This is a genomic window from Nocardiopsis synnemataformans, assembly GCF_965343085.1.
Lineage (GTDB): Bacteria > Actinomycetota > Actinomycetes > Streptosporangiales > Streptosporangiaceae > Nocardiopsis > Nocardiopsis alborubida.
The window spans coordinates 1-16,846 of record NZ_CBDRFA010000019.1 but is presented as its reverse complement, the minus strand read 5'-3'; the positions used below and the strand labels follow the sequence as shown (position 1 = coordinate 16,846).

Annotated in this window: 12 protein-coding genes; 7 read left to right on the top strand and 5 right to left on the bottom strand. The window is 72.7% G+C overall.

The window, feature by feature from the left end:
• Nucleotides 1-25: 25 nt before the first annotated feature.
• Nucleotides 26-1,024: a LacI family DNA-binding transcriptional regulator gene (locus ACSIH6_RS13195; RefSeq protein ID WP_435108557.1), complete on the bottom strand. Its 999-nt coding sequence runs from the start codon at nucleotides 1,022-1,024 to the stop codon at nucleotides 26-28.
• Nucleotides 1,025-1,136: 112 nt separating this feature from the next.
• Nucleotides 1,137-3,746: a family 78 glycoside hydrolase catalytic domain gene (locus tag ACSIH6_RS13190; protein WP_435108556.1), complete on the bottom strand. Its 2,610-nt coding sequence runs from the start codon at nucleotides 3,744-3,746 to the stop codon at nucleotides 1,137-1,139.
• Between the two features lie 406 nt (nucleotides 3,747-4,152).
• Here ACSIH6_RS13190 and ACSIH6_RS13185 point away from each other — a divergent pair, with 406 nt between their 5' ends.
• The 7 genes from ACSIH6_RS13185 (at nucleotide 4,153) to ACSIH6_RS13155 (ending at nucleotide 12,563) form a co-directional block, all read left to right on the top strand.
• Nucleotides 4,153-5,115, top strand: coding sequence for a carbohydrate ABC transporter permease (locus tag ACSIH6_RS13185; protein WP_435108555.1), 963 nt, complete (start codon nucleotides 4,153-4,155; stop codon nucleotides 5,113-5,115).
• Nucleotides 5,112-5,936 carry a carbohydrate ABC transporter permease gene (locus ACSIH6_RS13180; protein WP_435108554.1) on the top strand — a complete coding sequence of 275 codons (825 nt, stop codon included), beginning with the start codon at nucleotides 5,112-5,114 and terminating at the stop codon, nucleotides 5,934-5,936. The genes ACSIH6_RS13185 and ACSIH6_RS13180 overlap by 4 nt, the downstream gene beginning before the upstream one ends.
• A 45-nt stretch (nucleotides 5,937-5,981) precedes the next feature.
• Nucleotides 5,982-7,232 (top strand): ABC transporter substrate-binding protein, encoded by a 1,251-nt coding sequence (locus ACSIH6_RS13175; protein WP_435108553.1) that lies wholly within the window; start codon nucleotides 5,982-5,984, stop codon nucleotides 7,230-7,232.
• Between the two features lie 129 nt (nucleotides 7,233-7,361).
• Complete coding sequence (locus ACSIH6_RS13170; protein ID WP_435108552.1) at nucleotides 7,362-9,836, top strand: glycoside hydrolase family 3 protein; 2,475 nt, start codon at nucleotides 7,362-7,364, stop codon at nucleotides 9,834-9,836.
• 563 nt (nucleotides 9,837-10,399) lie between these two features.
• Entirely contained in the window at nucleotides 10,400-11,194 is a 795-nt protein-coding gene (locus ACSIH6_RS13165; protein ID WP_435108551.1) for an IclR family transcriptional regulator, read from the top strand.
• A 170-nt stretch (nucleotides 11,195-11,364) separates the two neighbouring features.
• Entirely contained in the window at nucleotides 11,365-11,733 is a 369-nt protein-coding gene (locus ACSIH6_RS13160; protein ID WP_435108550.1) for a 2Fe-2S iron-sulfur cluster-binding protein, read from the top strand.
• A 482-nt stretch (nucleotides 11,734-12,215) separates the two neighbouring features.
• A complete protein-coding gene (locus tag ACSIH6_RS13155) occupies nucleotides 12,216-12,563 on the top strand; it encodes a cytochrome P450 (protein ID WP_435108549.1) in 348 nt (115 codons plus the stop codon).
• Between the two features lie 336 nt (nucleotides 12,564-12,899).
• Here ACSIH6_RS13155 and ACSIH6_RS13150 read toward each other — a convergent pair whose 3' ends face one another.
• The 3 genes from ACSIH6_RS13150 to ACSIH6_RS13140 all read right to left on the bottom strand — a co-directional run bounded on the left by ACSIH6_RS13150 (nucleotide 12,900) and on the right by ACSIH6_RS13140 (nucleotide 16,672).
• A complete protein-coding gene (locus ACSIH6_RS13150; RefSeq protein WP_435108548.1) occupies nucleotides 12,900-13,337 on the bottom strand; it encodes an MBL fold metallo-hydrolase in 438 nt (145 codons plus the stop codon).
• Between the two features lie 204 nt (nucleotides 13,338-13,541).
• Nucleotides 13,542-15,041 carry a SulP family inorganic anion transporter gene (locus ACSIH6_RS13145; RefSeq protein ID WP_435108547.1) on the bottom strand — a complete coding sequence of 500 codons (1,500 nt, stop codon included), beginning with the start codon at nucleotides 15,039-15,041 and terminating at the stop codon, nucleotides 13,542-13,544.
• A gap of 443 nt (nucleotides 15,042-15,484) precedes the next feature.
• Nucleotides 15,485-16,672 (bottom strand): MFS transporter, encoded by a 1,188-nt coding sequence (locus tag ACSIH6_RS13140; RefSeq protein WP_435108633.1) that lies wholly within the window; start codon nucleotides 16,670-16,672, stop codon nucleotides 15,485-15,487.
• Between the last annotated feature and the right edge of the window lie 174 nt (nucleotides 16,673-16,846).

The window sequence follows — 16,846 nt, the reverse complement described above, 5'->3', positions numbered from 1 at the left end:
TGGAGCACTCCAGCCGCACCGCGCGCTAGCTGGAGGCGCGCTCGACCAGGTGGGGGGCGAACAGCAGGCGGCGGTGCCGGTGCCCGGGGTCCTCGACCTCCTCGACCAGCAGACCGGCCGCCGCGCTGCCCAGGGCGTGGCTGTCCACGTGCACCGAGGTCAGCGGCACCCCGGCCGTGGCCGCCGACTCGATGTCGTCGAACCCCACCACCGCGACGTCGTCGGGGATCCTCCTCCCCGCCCGGGTGACCGCCTGCATCACGCCCAGCGCCAGCAGGTCGTTGGCGCAGAACACCGCCGTCGCCGGACGGGACGAGGCCAGGATCCGCTCGCCCGCGCGCCGCCCCTGGTCCAGGGTGAACGCCCCCGTCTCCACCACCTCCACCGCCTCCTCCGGCCGACCCGCCAGCGCCGCCGCGCGGCGGCACCCCGCCAGGCGGTCCACGGACTGGCGCATGTGCGCGGGCCCGGTCACACAGGTGATCCGCCCGTGCCCCCGCGCCAACAGGTGGGTGGCCGCCATCTCGCCGCCCGCCACGTCGTCCACGGCCACCGAGCACACGTCCGGGAAGTCGGTCGAGTTGTGGAACAGCACCGTGCGCAGCCCGCGCGAGCGCACGCCGTCCACCCACTCCCGGGACAGCTCCGCCGGGGTGATGAGCACGCCCTGCGCCTGCTGCTGGAGCAGCATCTCCAGGTAGCGCTCCTCCTTGCCCGGGTCCACGTCGGTGTTGCACAGCACCACGGTGCGCCCCACGGCGTGCAGGCGGTCCTCGGCCCCGCGCGCCACCCCGGTCAGGAAGGGGTTGCGCACGTCGAACAGGACCAGGCCCACCCCGGTGCCGTAGCCGTTGCTGAGCTGGCGGGCGGCCTGGTTGGGCCGGTAGCCCAGCGCGTCGATGGCCCCGCGCACCCGGTCCCGGGTGGCCGGGGCGACGATCTCCGGCCGGTTCAGGAAGTTGGACACCGTGGCCACGGAGACCCCGGCCTCCCGGGCCACTTGCCTTATGCTGACGGCCTTCACGGCGTGTGTGCTCCCCGCGTCCCCGCTGGAGGGGTGAGTTGTAACGCTTCAATCCCGGTCTTTCCGATCGTAGTGGGGCGCGGCGTGCCGGGGAGCGCCGCGCGGGCCACGCTCAGGCGGGCAGCCAGGGCGCCTCCAGGTCGTGACCGCCGCTGCCCACCTCGAAGGGCTCGGTTCCGGGCAGGTCCACCACGGCCGTCGCGCCCGGGGGGACGACGGCGGCCACGTGCAGCCGGTCCCCGTCGCGGCGCCAGTGCACGCTCGCCGTCCCGTAGGGCGTCTCGTGTGAGGCGCCCGCCCGCTCCAGCCCGCCGCCCGGCCGGGGCGCGACGCGGATCCGCCGGTAACCGGGAGCCTCGGGTGCCAGACCCGCCACCGTGCGGTGCAGCCAGTCGGCCACCGCGCCCAGGGCGTAGTGGTTGAAGGAGGTCATCTCGCCCGGGTTGACGCTGCCGTCGGGCAGCATGCTGTCCCAGCGCTCCCACACGGTGGTCGCCCCCATCGTCACCGGGTACAGCCACGAGGGCGACTCGCGCTGGAGCAGCAGCCGGTAGGCGGTGGCGGTGTGGCCGTGGCGCGAGAGGGCGTCGCACACCAGGGGGGTCCCGGCGAAACCGGTGGCGATGCGGTACCCGTCACCGGCCACGATCCTGGCGAGGCGGTCGGCCGCGTCGGCGCGTTCGGCCCCCTCGGGCAGCAGGTCGAAGCACAGGGCCAGCGCGTACGCCGTCTGCGTGTCGCTGGTGAGCCGCCCCCCGCCGTCGGTGTAGGCCGCGCGGAACCCGGCCCGCACGTGCCCGGCCAGGCGCGCGTAGCGCTCGCGGTCGGCGTCCTCGCCCAGCACCCGTGCCGTCTCGGCCATCGTGCGGAGCGTCTGGGCGGCGTAGGCCGTGGCCACCAGCGACGGTTCGGTGCGCGCCAGGAACGGGTCCTGCGGCGGCGCCGCCGGGTCGAGCCAGTCGCCCAGTTGGCGGTCGCGCCGCCACGTGCCGTCGGCCTCCAGGCGTTCGGCGACCAGGTCCGCCCACGCCTTGGCACTGGCGTACTGGTCCTGGAGCACCCGCGCGTCGCCGAAGCGCTCGTAGATCCGCCACGGCGTGAGCACGGCGGCGTCGCCCCACACCGCCGCGGGCCAGGCGGGCGTCCAGGTGGGGGCGTGGATCGTGGGCACGACGAACGGCACCGTGCCGTCGGGGTACTGCTCGGCCGCCAGGTCCGCCAGCCATGAGCGCAGCATCCCGGCGCAGTCGTAGAGGAAGGCCGCCGTGGGCGCGAACACCTGGATGTCGCCGGTCCAGCCCAGCCGCTCGTCGCGCTGGGGGCAGTCGGTGGGCACGTCGACGAAGTTGCCGCGCATGCTCCACCGCACGTTCTCGTGCAGCCGCTCCACGAGCGGGTCCGAGCAGGTGAACTCGCCGGTGGGGCGCATGTCGGTGTGCAGCACGAGCGCCGTCACCGCGCCGGGCTCCGGCTCGCCCGGCCAGCCGGTGACCTCCGCGTAGCGAAAGCCGTGGTAGGTGAAGCGGGGCTCCCACTCCTCGACCCCGCCGGTGCCCGCCAGCACGTAGACGTCGGTGGCCTCGGCGAAGCGCAGCGGGCGGGTGCACAGCTCGCCGTCCTCCAGCACCTCGGCGTGGCGCACGGTCACCTCGGTGCCCTCGGGCCCCGCAACGCGCAGGCGCAGGCGCCCCACGAGGTTCTGCCCGAAGTCCAGCAGCAGAGCGCCCGACGCGGTGCGGGTGACCGAGACCGGGTCGAGTTCGGCGGTGCGGCGCACCGGCGGCGACAGCGCCGCCACCAGCGTGGCGGGGTCGCGCTCCACGGGAACCGCGGGCTCCCAGCCGGTGTCGTCGAAGCCCGGCTCGGACCAGCCCGCCGGTTCCAGGCGCGCGTCGTGGCGCTCCCCGTCGTAGAGGCTGGTGGCCAGGGTGGGGGAGGGCGCGCACCGCCAGTCGGGGCCGGTGCCCAGACGCACGGTGGACCCGTCCTCGCACTCGACCTCCAGTTGCGCCAGCAGGCCGGTGCGGTCGCCGTAGACGTCGCGGCGGCCCCCGTGGAAGCCGAGTCGGCCGCGGTACCAGCCGTCGGCCAGGTGCGCGCCGAGCACGTTCTCGCCCTCGCGCAGCAGCGCCGTCACGTCGTGGACGCGGTAGCGCAGCCGCGCCGGGTAGGTGGTCCAGCCGGGCGCGAGCACCTCGTCGCCCACGCGCGCGCCGTTGACCTCGGCCTCGAGGACCCCGTGCGCGGTGACGTACAGGCGCGCGGACCTGGGCGGCGCGGGCAGGGTGAGGCCGCCCCGCAGCAGGACGGGGCGCTCGTCCTGGCCCAGCCCGTCACCGGGGCCGACCATGCCCGCCCACCAGTCGTCCGCCTCCAGCAGCCCGGCCTCCAGCTCCAGCGGCGGACTCCAGGGCGAGGGGCCCTCCGGGCCGCCTCCCCACACGCGCACCCGGACCGACCGGCGCTCGCGCGAGGCCAGGGGCGCGTCCGGCCAGGGCACGAGCACGGACTCGGCGCCGGCGACGCGCCCGCTGGTCCGGACCCGGCCGTCCTCCCCGCGGACCTCGATCTCGTAGGCCTCCTGCCGCCAGCCGGACGGCGCCCGGCGCACCGTCCACGACAGGCGGGGGGAGGACTCGCCGATGCCCAGCGCCGTGCGGTGGTGCTCGGCGGTGGGCGCGTCGGGCACGGCGCCGACGGGGGTGGTGCGGGGATGGGACACAGAGGACTCCTGTACGGGAGCGAAGGCGGTGGCGGCCCCGAGCACGGAGGTTGAACACAGGAATTGAAGCGGTTCAACGCTGGGGACAAGCGCCACCGTAGGAACATCCACGTGCTCGCGTCAAGGGCCCGGCGTCCGGGTGCACCGAACCAATCTCGTGTCAATCCGCCCTTCCATTCAGTGAAAGGGCAGTTCACAGCAGTCTTTGACAGAGGTGAGGGTGAGGGGGAGCCTGTTGGGCCGATCAGGTTGCGAAGAGGTTTCGTTCGCTTGCGGGGGTTGACGCACGTCACTTCCCCCGCCTAGCTTCAGGCCATTCAATGAATCGTTTCAACTCTGTTAAATCCGGAGTTGCGCGCAAGGACGCGCGGTGAACGCCCCTCCCGCGCCCCGTGAGGAAGACCCGATGGAGACAGCCATGGCCCCGCAGGCCCCACAGGCCGCACCCGCGGGGAGTACGAGCCCGCCCCCGCCCGCACCGGCGCGACGCACCCGGTACCGCCGGACCACCGTGCCCTGGTGGTTCGTGCTCCCCGCGCTCGCCTTCTTCGCGTTCGCGGTGCTGGTGCCCAGCGCCCGCGGGGCGCTGTACTCCCTCACCGACTGGGACGGCCTGGCCCGCTCCTTCGACTTCGTCGGGCTGGAGCAGTACCGCGCCCTGCTCGCCGACGACAAGGCCCGCGACGCGCTGGCGCACACCCTCCTGATCGCCTTCGCGGTCACCGTCGTGCAGAACGCCGTCGGCCTGCTCCTCGCCCTCGGCGTCGACAGCCGCATCAAGTCGCGCAACGTCCTGCGCGTGTTCTTCTTCGCCCCGGCCGTCATCACGCCGGTCGTCACCGCGTACCTGTGGAAGTACCTCTACGCGCCCGAGGGCGCCCTCAACGCCGCCTTCGAGTCCCTGGGCCTGGGCTTCCTCGCGCAGAACTGGCTGGGCGACAGCGACATCGCCCTGTGGGCGGTCGTCGGCGTCATCGTCTGGCAGTTCTCCGGGTACTCGATGGTCATCTTCCTGGCCGGACTCCAGTCCATCCCCCGGGAGGTCCACGAGGCCTCGGAGATGGACGGCGCCGGGCCCGTCCGGCACTTCTGGCACATCGTGCGGCCCATGCTCGCGCCCGCCTTCACCATCAACCTGATGCTCTCCCTGGTCGGCGGGCTCAAGCTGTTCGACCAGGTGTGGGTGATGACCCAGGGCGGTCCCGGCGGCGCCACCGACACCCTGTCCACCGTCATCTACCGCGAGGCCTTCCAGTTCAACGCCTTCGCCTACAGCACGGCCATGGCCGTGCTGCTCACCCTGTTCGTGATCGTGCTGAGCGGTGTCCAGTACGGCTACCTCGGCCGCCAGGAGGCGAAGAACTCGTGAAGCGCTACACGTGGCGGACCGGCGTCCTCGAAGCGGTGATGATCGCCGCGGCCCTGGTCTTCGCCTTCCCGGTCTACGTCCTGCTCGTGCAGGCCTTCCGACCCGAGGACGAGACGGGCGCCTCCCCGCTCGTCCCGTCCGCGACGCCCACCCTGGACAACTTCGCCCAGGCCTGGCAGCAGGCGAGCCTGGGACCGGCGATCGTCAACAGCACCGTGGTCACCGTGGCCAGCGTCGTGCTGCTGGTCGTGCTCTCGTCGCTGGCCGCCTACCCGCTCGCGCGTTCCACCCGCGGCTGGTCGCGCGCGGTCTTCGCGCTGTTCATGCTGGGCCTGCTCCTGCCGTTCCAGCTGGCGCTCATCCCGCTCTACCAGACCATGCGCGACCTGGGCCTGCTGGGCAACCCGCTCGCGCTCGTCATCTACTACACCGGCCTCCAGATGCCCTTCTCCGTGTTCCTGTACACGGGGTTCCTGCGCGGTCTGGACCGCGGCTACGAGGAGGCCGCGATGATGGACGGCGCCGGACCCGTGCGCACCTTCTTCGGCGTCGTCCTGCCGCTGCTGCGCCCGATCACCGGAACGGTGGTCATCCTCAACGTCATCTTCGTCTGGAACGACTTCCTCACCCCGCTCCTCTACCTGAGCGGCTCGGGCAGCCAGACCATCCCCGTGGCCCTGTTCGGCTTCGTCGGCCAGTACGTCTCCCAGTGGCCGCTGGTCTTCGCGGGCCTGATCATCGGCTCGGTCCCCGTGCTCACCGTCTACTTCGCCATGCAGAAGCGCGTCATCCAGGGCTTCGCCGGAGGACTGAAGGGCTGACCCCCTCCACCGCGCCGCCCCCGCACCCCCTTCCCGGAGAGATCCATGTCCAAGAGAATCCTCGCCCCGCTGACCTGCCTGGCCGCCGTCGCCGCACTCACCTCGTGCAGCGCCGACGGCTCCGGCTCGGCCGACGGCCTCACCGTGGCCGCGAACTCCACCGACCGCGTGCCCATGGACGCCCTGGTCGCCGCCTTCCAGGAGGCCAACCCCGACACCGAGGTCACCGTCACCTACGCCGACACCGACCAGCTCCAGAGCACCCTGCGCACGCAGCTGTCCTCGGGCACGGCCCCCGACGTCTTCACCGTCTGGCCCGGCAACGGCAACCCCGCGGCCGTCCAGCTCCTGGCGCCCAGCGGCTACCTCGCCGACCTCGGTGACGCCGAGTTCGCGTCCCGGATCCCCGAGGGCGACCGCCCCGTCACCGAGTTCGAGGGCGTCACCCATATCGTCCCCGTCACCTACAGCGGCATCGGCGTCATCTACAGCCAGGAGGCGCTGGACGGACTGGGCGCCGAGGCGCCCACCACCTGGAGCGAGCTCATCGACCTGTGCGGCACCGCCCGCGACGAGGGCATGAGCCTGCTCGCCCTGGGCAACCAGACCCCGTGGGTGACCCAGCTGATCACCTACGCGCTGGCCGCCACCACCGTCTACGGCGAGGCCCCCGGCTTCGACGAGCGGATGGCCGCGGGCGAGGCCTCCTTCGCCGACTCCGGGTGGCGCACGGCCATGGAGAAGTACCTGGAGATGGAGGAGGAGGGCTGCTTCAACGACGACCCCCTCGGCACCAGCTACGAGGCCTCCATCAGCGGTGTCGTCCAGGGGGACTCGGTCGGCCTGGTCCAGATCGCCACCACCCTGTCGCAGGTGCAGTCCGAGATGGGTGACGCCGAGCTGGGCATGTTCGCCCTGCCCGCCACCGACGACGCCGGGGAGACCCTCATGCCGGGTTCGGTCTCGGCCGCCTACGGCGTCAACGCCGAGAGCGAGCGGATGGAGGAGGCCATGGCCTTCGTGGACTTCCTCGCCTCGGACGAGGGCCAGGACATCTACGCCACCGAGGGCGGCACCCTGACCGCGCTGCCCAACGAGGACCGCGAGATCGACCCGGCGCTGACCACCCTCACCGAGTTCCAGAGCGACGGCCGGACCGTGCCGTTCATGGACCAGCGCTGGCCCAACCCGCGCGTGCAGCAGACCCACTTCACCGTGATCCAGCAGCTCTTCGCCGGTGACGTCACCGTCGACGACGCCTTGGCCGAGATGGACGCCGCCTACCAGTCCGAGTAGTCGGGGCGCCGCCCCACTGTGCCCCACGGCCGGGGCCCGTTCGCGGAACGGGCCCCGGGCCCTCCACCCGGCCCCGGCCCCGGCCCCGGCCCGGGTACCCGCAAAACCCCCGACCCCCCGGGAAACACCATGAGACGCAGAACCCTGCTCACCGCCGCCGCCGTCGCCGCCGCCGCCGCACTAGCCCCGCCACCGGCCGCGGCCGCGCCGGGACCCCGCGACCGCTCCGACGCCGACCCCGCCGAGCGCGCGGAGGAACTCCTCGCCCGCATGAGCACGCGGGACAAGGCCGCCCTGGTGTGCTGCGACTTCGACGCCGTGGCCGCGCTGGGCGTCCCCCCGCTGCTGTTCGCCGACGCCTCCGCCGGGGTCCGCGGGGAGACCGGCGTGACCGCCTTCCCCGTGCCCCTGGCCCAGACCGCCACCTTCCATCCCGGACTCCTCGGCGACATGGGCGCCGCCATCGCGGAGGAGACCCGGGGCAAGGGCTTCAACAGCGTCCTGGGCCCCACCGTGGACCTGGCCCGCACCTGGCGCTCGGGGCGCACCGCGGAGGGCATGGGCGAGGACCCCCACCTGGCCGGACGCCTCGCGGCGGAGATCACCGCGAGGATGGTCGGGGGGCGCGTCGCCACCACCGTCAAGCACTTCTCCGCCTACAACCAGGAGTACGGCCGACTCACCGTGGACGTGCGCGTCTCGGAGCGGGCCCTGCACGAGACCCACCACGAACCCTTCCGGCACGTGGTCGACCGTGTCCCCGAGACGTCGGTGATGACCTCCTACCCCCGGGTCAACGGCGTGTACGCGCCCCAGAACCCCGAGCTGATCGCCGACCTCAAGGGCGTGCTCGGGCTCAGGGGCTACACCGTCCCCGACTTCATGTCCGGCGACGACCAGGTCGCCGCCGCGCGGGCGGGCATGGACCTGGCGGGCCTGGGGCCCGACGGGGTGCGGATCTCCCCGGAGGACGCCGCGGCCCTGCCCGCCGACCGCCTGGACGACGCGGCGCGGCGCGTCCTCGTCACCATGTTCGCCGGAGGCCTGTTCGACCACCCCCTGCCGCCGCCCGAGGAGACGGTCGGCACGGCCGCCCACCGGGAACTGGCCCGGAGGGTCGCGGTGCACTCCACCGTGCTCCTGACCAACCGCGACTCCCTCCTGCCCCTGCCCGAGGGCGCGAGCGTCGCCGTCATCGGCCCGGCGGGCACCGACTACGTCACCGGCATCGAGGGGTCGAGCTGGGTGGAGCCGGGGGAGTGGACCACGCCCCTGCGGGCGATCCGGGACCGCTCCGGAGGCCGGGTCGTCCACGCCCAGGGCAGCCGCGGCGACGTCGCCCTGGACACCGTGCCCGCCTCGGCCCTGCGCGCCCCCGGCGGAGACCCCGGTCTGCGCGGGACCTTCCACGCCGGTCCCGACCTGGGAGGTGATCCCGTCGCGACGGCGACCACGGGCGAGCTGGCCTTCGAGGGCGCGCCCGTCGACGGGCTGCCCGAGGTGTGGTCGGCGCGCTGGAGCGGAGTCCTCACCGCCCCGGCCGACGGCCTGTGCCGCTTCTCGCTGGTCTTCTCCGGACGGGCCCGCCTCGTCCTGGACGGAGAGGCGGTCATCGACGGCGTCCGGCCCAGCCGGGACTTCCAGTTCGGACCCCACACCTACCCCCTGCACGCGGTGCGCGAGTTCAGTGAGGGGCAGGAGGTGGAGGTGGCCGTCGAGTACACCAACGACGGCGCCTTCCTCGGCGCGACCGACCTCGTGTTCGGCTGGCAGCCCGAGTCCGACATCCCCGAGGCGGCGGAGGCCGCCGCGGACGCCGACGTCGCCGTGGTCGTGGTCAACCGGGTCGCCGGGGAGAACATGGACCACACCTCCCTCGCCCTGCCCGGCGACCAGGACGCGCTCGTGCGCGCCGTGGCCGCCGCCAACCCGAACACGGTGGTGGTGCTCGACACCGACGGTCCCGTCCTCATGCCCTGGCTCGACGACGTGGGCGCGGTGGTGCAGACCTGGTACGGCGGCGCCGAGGCGGGCACCGCCCTGGCCTCGGTCCTGTACGGGGACACCGATCCCGCCGGGCGCCTGCCCCTGACCTTCCCCGCCAGCGAGGAGCAGGGGCCCGGCGCGTCCGCGCGCACCTACCCGGGCGTGGACGGGGCGGTGCACTACGACGAGGGACCCGACATCGGCTACCGCTACTACCAGCGGCACGGCCAGGAGCCCCTGTTCCCCTTCGGCCACGGCCTGTCCTACGCCTCGTACCGGTACACGTCCCTGGGACTGCGCCACGACCGGCGGGAGGAGGAGCTGGTCGTCGGCGTCAACGTCCGCAACACCGGGGGCCGCGCGGGCCACGAGGTGGTGCAGGTCTACGTCGGCCTGCCGGAGGAGGCCGACGCCGCTCCGGCCTGGCTCGGGGCCTTCGAGAAGGTCAGCCTCGAACCCGGCGGGCTCCGGCGCGTCGAGCTGCGCGTTCCCCTCGGTGACCTGCGGATCTGGGACTCCGGGGCCCGGGAGCGGCGTCTGGTGCCCGGCCTGTACCGGGTGCGGGCGGGACGCTCGTCCGCCGACCTGCCCCTGGAGAGGACCATCCGCCTCGACTGAGGGGAGCACGCTCCACGCGGGCCCGCCCGGGCCCGACCGCGCGCACCGCGGTCGGCCCGCGCGGGCCCGCGCCCGTTCGGGCCGTGTTCGTACGGGAGTGCCGCGGACCGGAGATCCCCGCCGGGGCGCGTATCCACGCGGTGGATGCCCGGTATAGCGAATTCGCTCTTCCTGGTGGCGTGGAGCGCATGCAGGCTTGACGTGAGGGAAACGGAAGCGCACGGCTGACAGACCCCCGTTCCTCCCGCCCCTCCTCCCGCGCCTCCGCCCACCCGCGAACACGCCCCTCATCCCCCGCATGGCAGCGAGGTACTCCCCGTGTCCGACACGGCTTTGCCCGGCCCACGGACGCACGCCGAACACGGACGCGAGGCCGGAACCGCCCAACTGCTCCTCCTGCTCGCGGCCAGCCGCATGCCGGTCCTCGGCAGCGTGCTCATCACCCCCGGCCAGGATCCACCCGGCCATCGGTGTGGCCTGGGGCACACGGGGCTGCCGCAGCCTTGCCATCCCATGGACAGGGCGGGAGCCAGCCCCCGTCAGGACTGAAAGGAGCGGTGGACATGGCACGATCCCCCGACGGTGAGTCCGTCATCACGCGGGCGGTGAGGATCCTCGACGCCTTCGGTCCGGAGTCGACGGTCCTGACCCTCAGCGAGGTCAGCCGCCGCGCCCGGCTCCCGCTCGCCACGACGGCCCGCCTGGTCAAGGAGATGGCGCGCCACGGTCTGCTCGACCGCGACGAGCAGCGCCAGGTCCTCATCGGCACCCGCATGTGGGAGCTGGCCGAACGCGCCTCGCCCGTCAAGGACCTGCGCGAGGCCGCCCTCCAGTACATGGGCGACCTGCACTCGGTGGTCGGCCACTCCACCCAGCTGGGTGTACTGGAGGGCGACGAGGTGCTGTTCGTCGAACGCCTCACCGCGCCGGGATCGGTCGTCAACGTCACGAAGGTCGCCGGGCGGCTGCCCCTGCACGCCTCGTCGGCGGGACTGGTCCTGCTCGCCCACGCCGCGGGGCGGCGGCAGGATCGCGTGCTCGAAGGACCGCTGACCGCGTACACGCCGCACACCATCGTCGACGGACGCGCGCTGCGCGCCGAGATGGCCGAGGTCCGGCGGCGCGGTTTCGCGTTCTGCCCCGGGCACATCCACACCGACGCCACGGGCATCGCGGTGCCGGTGCGCCGGGACGGCCGCGTGGTGGCGGCCCTGGGGCTCGTGGTGCCCAACGACGAGGCCGCCTGGGCGTTCAGCCGCCCGCTCGTGCTCGCCGGACTGGCTCTGGGCCGCGCCCTGAACACCGCCGGGCCGGGGGCGGAGGAACAGGTTCGCCGTTCGGCCCTCTCCGGAGGGTGACCGCCGTGCCCGCACCGCGCGGGCGGTCTCCGGCAGGGGAGACACCCTTCCCGAGTGCCCCGCGCCGGTCCGCCGGAGGGCCCTCGCGACCGGAGCCGGTGTGACCCACGCCATCGTCATCCTTCCGCTGAATGGAAGCGACGTGTCCCCGCGGGTGCGCGGTGCGTCCGATGCTCGGAGCACACCCCGGCGTCACGAGGAGTTCCCATGGCGGTCAAGGCACGCACCCCGAGCGCTTCGTCGCCGCGGACCAGACGTCCGGCGCGGGCGGGCGCGGATTCGAGGTGGAGCTGCGCCGCTCGGGCACCACGCTCACGGTGGGCCCGGACCAGTCACTGCTCCAGGCGCTCGCGGAGGCCGGCGTCCACGTCCTGTCCTCCTGCCGCCAGGGCCTGTGCGGCACCTGTGAGACCCCGGTGCTCGACGGCGTCCCCGACCACCGGGACTCGATCCTCGACGAGGCCGACCGCGCGGCAGGGGACCGCGTGTTCGTCTGCGTCTCCCGGTCGCGCTCCGAGCGCCTCGTCCTCGACCTGTGACCCCGTCCAAGGAGTGAACACCATGGCCGTGACCGACGCCGCCCCCACCCCGGTGTCCCTGGACGCCGACCCCTTCGCCCCCGGAGTCCTGGAGAACCCCCTCCCGCTCCAGGCGCGGCTGCGCGACGCCGCACCCGTGGTGTACCTGGAGCGCTACGGCGTCCACGCGCTGGCCCGTCACGAACACGTCCACGCCGCCCTGACCGACTGGCAGACCTTCCAGTCCGCCGCCGGTGTGGGCCTGGCCAACTTCCGGCACGAGGAGCCGTGGCGGCCGCCGAGCCTGCTGCTGGAGGCCGACCCGCCCCTGCACGACGCGCCCCGGGCCGTCCTCTCCCGGATCCTCGGCCCCCGAGCGCTGCGCGGACTGCGCGAGGCGTGGGCCCGGGACGCACGGGAACTCGTGGACCAGGTGGCGCCTGCGCGAGGACCCCGGCCTGGCGCGGGTCGCCTTCGACGAGGCGGTGCGCTGGGAGTCGCCGGTGCAGACCTTCTTCCGCACGGCCACCCGCGACGTCGAGGTCGCCGGGACCACCGTCCCCGACGGCGGCAAGATCCTCATGTCCCTGGGCGCGGCCAACCGCGACCCGCGCCGCTGGCACGAACCCGACGCCTTCGACCTCTCCCGCGACCCCTCCGCCCACGTGGGCTTCGGTATGGGCCCGCACCAGTGCGTGGGACAGCACGTCGCACGGTTGGAGGCGCAATCCCTGCTGACGGCACTCGCCGAACGCGTCGAACACATCGAACCCGCCGCCGAGCCCCGCCGACACCTCAACAACACCCTGCGCGCCTGGGGCTCGATGCCGGTGCGCGTCCGTACCGCCTGACCACCGCCCGGCACCCCCGGGCCTCCGGCACGACGACGAGAGGAAGAACCAACGAGGCGGCACGTGCGCGGCGCGGTCGCCAGGTCCCTGGGGGAACCGGTCCCGTCGGACACGGCCTGTTGGCCCTCCTCGCTGCCCGCGTCGGAGCGGCCCGGGCACACCACCCCGTAGCTCACCGGCACGAGCGGACAGGTGCCGGGCTCCTGGGGCGGTGCGGTCCGCGAACTCGAAAGTGCCGCTCCGTCAGATTCAGCGCATGCCAGAGCCTTCATCGCGTTCGACGCGGAACACCCTCCGCGGAGGGTGTCGCGGAGGGCGGAAAGGCAGGGGCGACGATCAGCCCCGCCGTCCCCAGTCCAGCGGGCGGGTCGGGCCTGCCCCGGTGAAGGCGGCGGTCAGCTCGTCGGCGCCCTCGGTGAAGTGGGCCCAGCTGTCGTAGTGGACCGGGACCACACGGCGGGCCCTCAGGGGCCGGGCGGCCTCGGCCGCCTGGGTGCTGTCCAGGACCAGCGGTCGGCCCTCGAAGAGGAGGGGGAAGCGGGGTGCTCCCGCGAACAGCAGGGCGGTGTCCACCGGGGCGAAGCGTTCGGCGACCTGTTCGACCAGTTCGAGCGAGGCGTCGTCGCCGCTGACGTAGACCGTGGGCAGGCCGTCGCCGGTCAGGACGAAGCCCACGACCTGGCCGGTGAACGGTTCGACCTCCTCGCGCGGTCCGGGGCCGTGGATGGCCGGGACGGCCGTCACGGTGACCGTTCCACCGCCGGGCCGGTCCAACGGAGTGGACTCGCACGCTGAACGGCCTCGACCTCTCGGGGCCGTGACCGTGCACTCCGTACCACGTGGTGGTGGGGTACGGGAACGCGTGGGGCGCCAGGTGGCGAAAGCCCGGCTCCGTCGGGGTTCCTGGTCCGTGTGCCCGTACAACGGCGGTGGCCACCGGGATCGTCCCGGTGGCCACCGTCTTGGGCGCGGTCGGGGTCAGTGACCGCCGACGAGAGTGCCCGACAGCTCCTTGTGCAGGTGCGCGCTGGGCTGGTTGAGACCGTTGATCTCCACCTCCACGTCGTGGCGGCGGAAGTGCTCGGTGACCTGGTCCAGGACGGCCACGGCCGAGGAGTCCCACACGTGCGCGTTGGACATGTCGATGACCGCGCGCTTGAGTCCCTTCTCGGCGTAGTCGAACCGGTTGACCAGCTGGCCGGTGGAGGCGAAGAACAGTTCGCCGTTGACCGAGTACACGCGGGTGCCGCCCTCGGGGTCGAGCACGCTGGTGACGTCGGCCTGTCCGGCGGCCTTGCGGGCGAAGGAGACCATGGACACCAGCACGCCGACGATCACGCCCAGGGCCAGGTTGTGGGTGGCCACGACCACGACGACGGTGACGACCATGACCAGGGTCTCGCTCCAGGGCATCCTCTTCAACGTGGCGGGGGCGATGCTGTGCCAGTCGAAGGTCACCGCGGCGACGAAGATCATCACCGCGACGAGGGCGGCCATGGGGATGAGCCCGACGATGTCGCCGAGTCCCACGCACAGGATGAGCAGGAACACTCCCGCGAGGAAGGTGGAGACGCGGGTGCGGGCGCCGGACTTGACGTTGATCATGGTCTGGCCGACCATCGCGCATGCGGCCATGCCGCCGAAGAACCCGACCAGGACGTTGGCGATGCCCTGGCCGCGGGCCTCGCGGCCGTGGTTGGAGGTGGTCTCGGTCTGGTCGTCGACGACCTTGGCGGTCATCAGCGACTCCATCAGTCCCACCAGGGCCAGGGTGAGGGCGTAGGGCGCGATCAGGGTGAGCGTGTCCAGAGTGAAGGGCACGTCCGGGATGAGCGGCACGGGGACGGTCTCGGGGAGCTCACCCTCGTCGCCCACGGTGCGGGTGGAGATGCCCATCGCAATGGTGGCGACGGTGAGCACGACGATCGCGACCAGCGGCGCGGGGACCAGCTTGGTCAGGTAGGGCAGGCCGAAGATGATGGCCAGACCCACGGCGACCATCACGTAGACCGGTACGTCTCCGCCGGTCAGGTACGGAACCTGGGACAGGAGGATGAGGATGGCCAGGGCGTTGATGAACCCGGTCATGACGCTGGGCGGCACGAACCGCATCAGCTTGGCCACCCCGAGCAGGCCCAGGGCGACCTGGATCAGGCCCGCCAGGATGGTGGCGGCGATGAGGTAGTCGACGCCGTATTCGAGGGACAGGGGCGCGACCACCAGGGCCATCGCGCCGGTGGCGGCGGAGATCATCGCGGGCCGCCCGCCCAGGAAGGCGATGGACACGGCCATCACGAAGGAGGCGTACAGGCCCACGCGGGGGTCGACCCCGGCGATGAGGGAGAAGGCGATGGCCTCGGGGATCAGGGCCAGGGCCACGACCAGTCCGGCCAGCACGTCGGCGCGCAGCTGCGCTGCGGCGGGGATCTTGGACATCAAAGACCGAGGGGTCTTCACAGGCAGATTCATGGAACCCATCTGGTTCTGGCAGCCCACAGCAAGGGCCGCGGTGTTCGGGTCAGGTGTGCGGCGACGGTGCGGACGAAAGCGCTCGTGGCTCCGCGAGCCATGGCGCGTTCGCACGCCTGGTTCCGGTGCGGCACTCGTGGTGCCCCGGACGCGGCCTCGTCGCCGCGGGCCCGACCGTGCCCCTGGGGCGGGTCGGGAAGAACGCGGTCATCTCACGCTCGTGAGCGGGAAGCGACCTGGAACGAACTTACCCTTACGTGAGAGTTCGAGTCACGTAGAGCGACTGAGACAACTGTCACAACACAGGTTTTGCCGTGGTTTATCCAGATCAAAGCCGTGATATAGGTGACAGTCGCATTTCCACCGTGATAACCCAAAGTGATTTTTTGGGTGGGATCCTGGGACGTTCACATCTATTGTTCACGCTCATGGCTGTGGCGGTCCCGCCGTGATCAGACTGTGCGGTGAAGCGGTCGGCGGGCGAAGCACACCGCGATCGCCACGAGGGCGCACAGCAGGGCCAGTCCCATGACCCCCGGCTGGTAGGAACCCGACCATCCGTGGGTCAGGGACAGCAGGATGGGTCCCACGGCGGTGGAGGCGACCGCCACGGACTGCGTCAGTCCTCGTAGGGTGCCCAGGCTCGCGGTACCGAAGTAGAAGGGCAGCGCGGCGCTCTCCACCGCGCGTGCGCCGGAGGCCGCCGAGCCCAGCGCCGCGCCGTAGAGCAGCGCGCCGAGCCCGGGGGAGACGAGCGGCAGCATGACCAGGGCCAGGGCGTGCATGGCCATGGCCGCGCACATCAGCACCTTGGGGGAGAGTCGGTCGGCGGCCGACCCGAACAGCAGCGCCGCGCCCAGGCCCGCGACGGTCTGGGGCAGGAAGTTGGCGGCGGCCTGGGCCGGGGTGAGCCCCTGTTCGCCGAGTACGGCGATCTGGTGGAAGAACACGGAGGTGGAGACCAGGCCGCTGCACGCGATGGCTCCGGCCATCGCCCAGAACATCGAGGTACGCACGATCGCCCGGACCGGCCACGCGGGCTCTTCGGGGGTCTCCCGGCGTTTCCCGGAGGGGGAGGGGCCCTCCTGGGGAGCGCGGCTGACTCCGCGCAGCCCCCACCAGGCCAGGGGCAGGACGACCACCCAGATCAGCACCCCCTCCGCGACGAAGGTGTAGCGCCAGTCCAGTACGGTGATCACGCGTTCGGCGAGCAGGGGGAACAGGGAGATCCCGGCCGCGCCGAGAGAGCTGGTCAGTCCCAGCAGCGCCCCCCGGTTGCGGGTCACCGAGATCGCGACGGCGGTTGTGGCGACCATGGTCATGCCGCCCTGGCCCAGGGCGCGTACCCCCACGAACCCGGCCGTCAGTCCGACGAGTCCCTGGGCGCAGGCCAACAGGACGAGGAAGGCCCCGAAGCCGAGCGCCACGAGTGCGAGGACCCGGCGGACCCCGAAGCGGTCCACCGCGCGGCCGATCCAGGGAAGCGCGAGCGCCCCGGCCAGGGTTCCGACCATGTAGGCCAGGGAGACGGCGGAGCGGCTCACCCCCAGGTCGGCGATGACGTGGTCGACGAAGACGGCGATACCCGCGGTCTGTCCCGGGCCGCTCAGCGCCAGAACCAGTGCGGACGCGGCGACGATCCTGGGGACGGAACGGGCCGTTGCGGACGTGCTGGCCTCGGGTGGTGCGGTGGACAGTGCGACTCCTCAGAGGGGGCGGGTGCGGAACCGGTACGCACGCATGACTGTGACAGAGGCCGGTCGGAGCTGCGCGGGCACCCTACAGGAACAAGAGTCGGTGAGGGGGTCAGTACT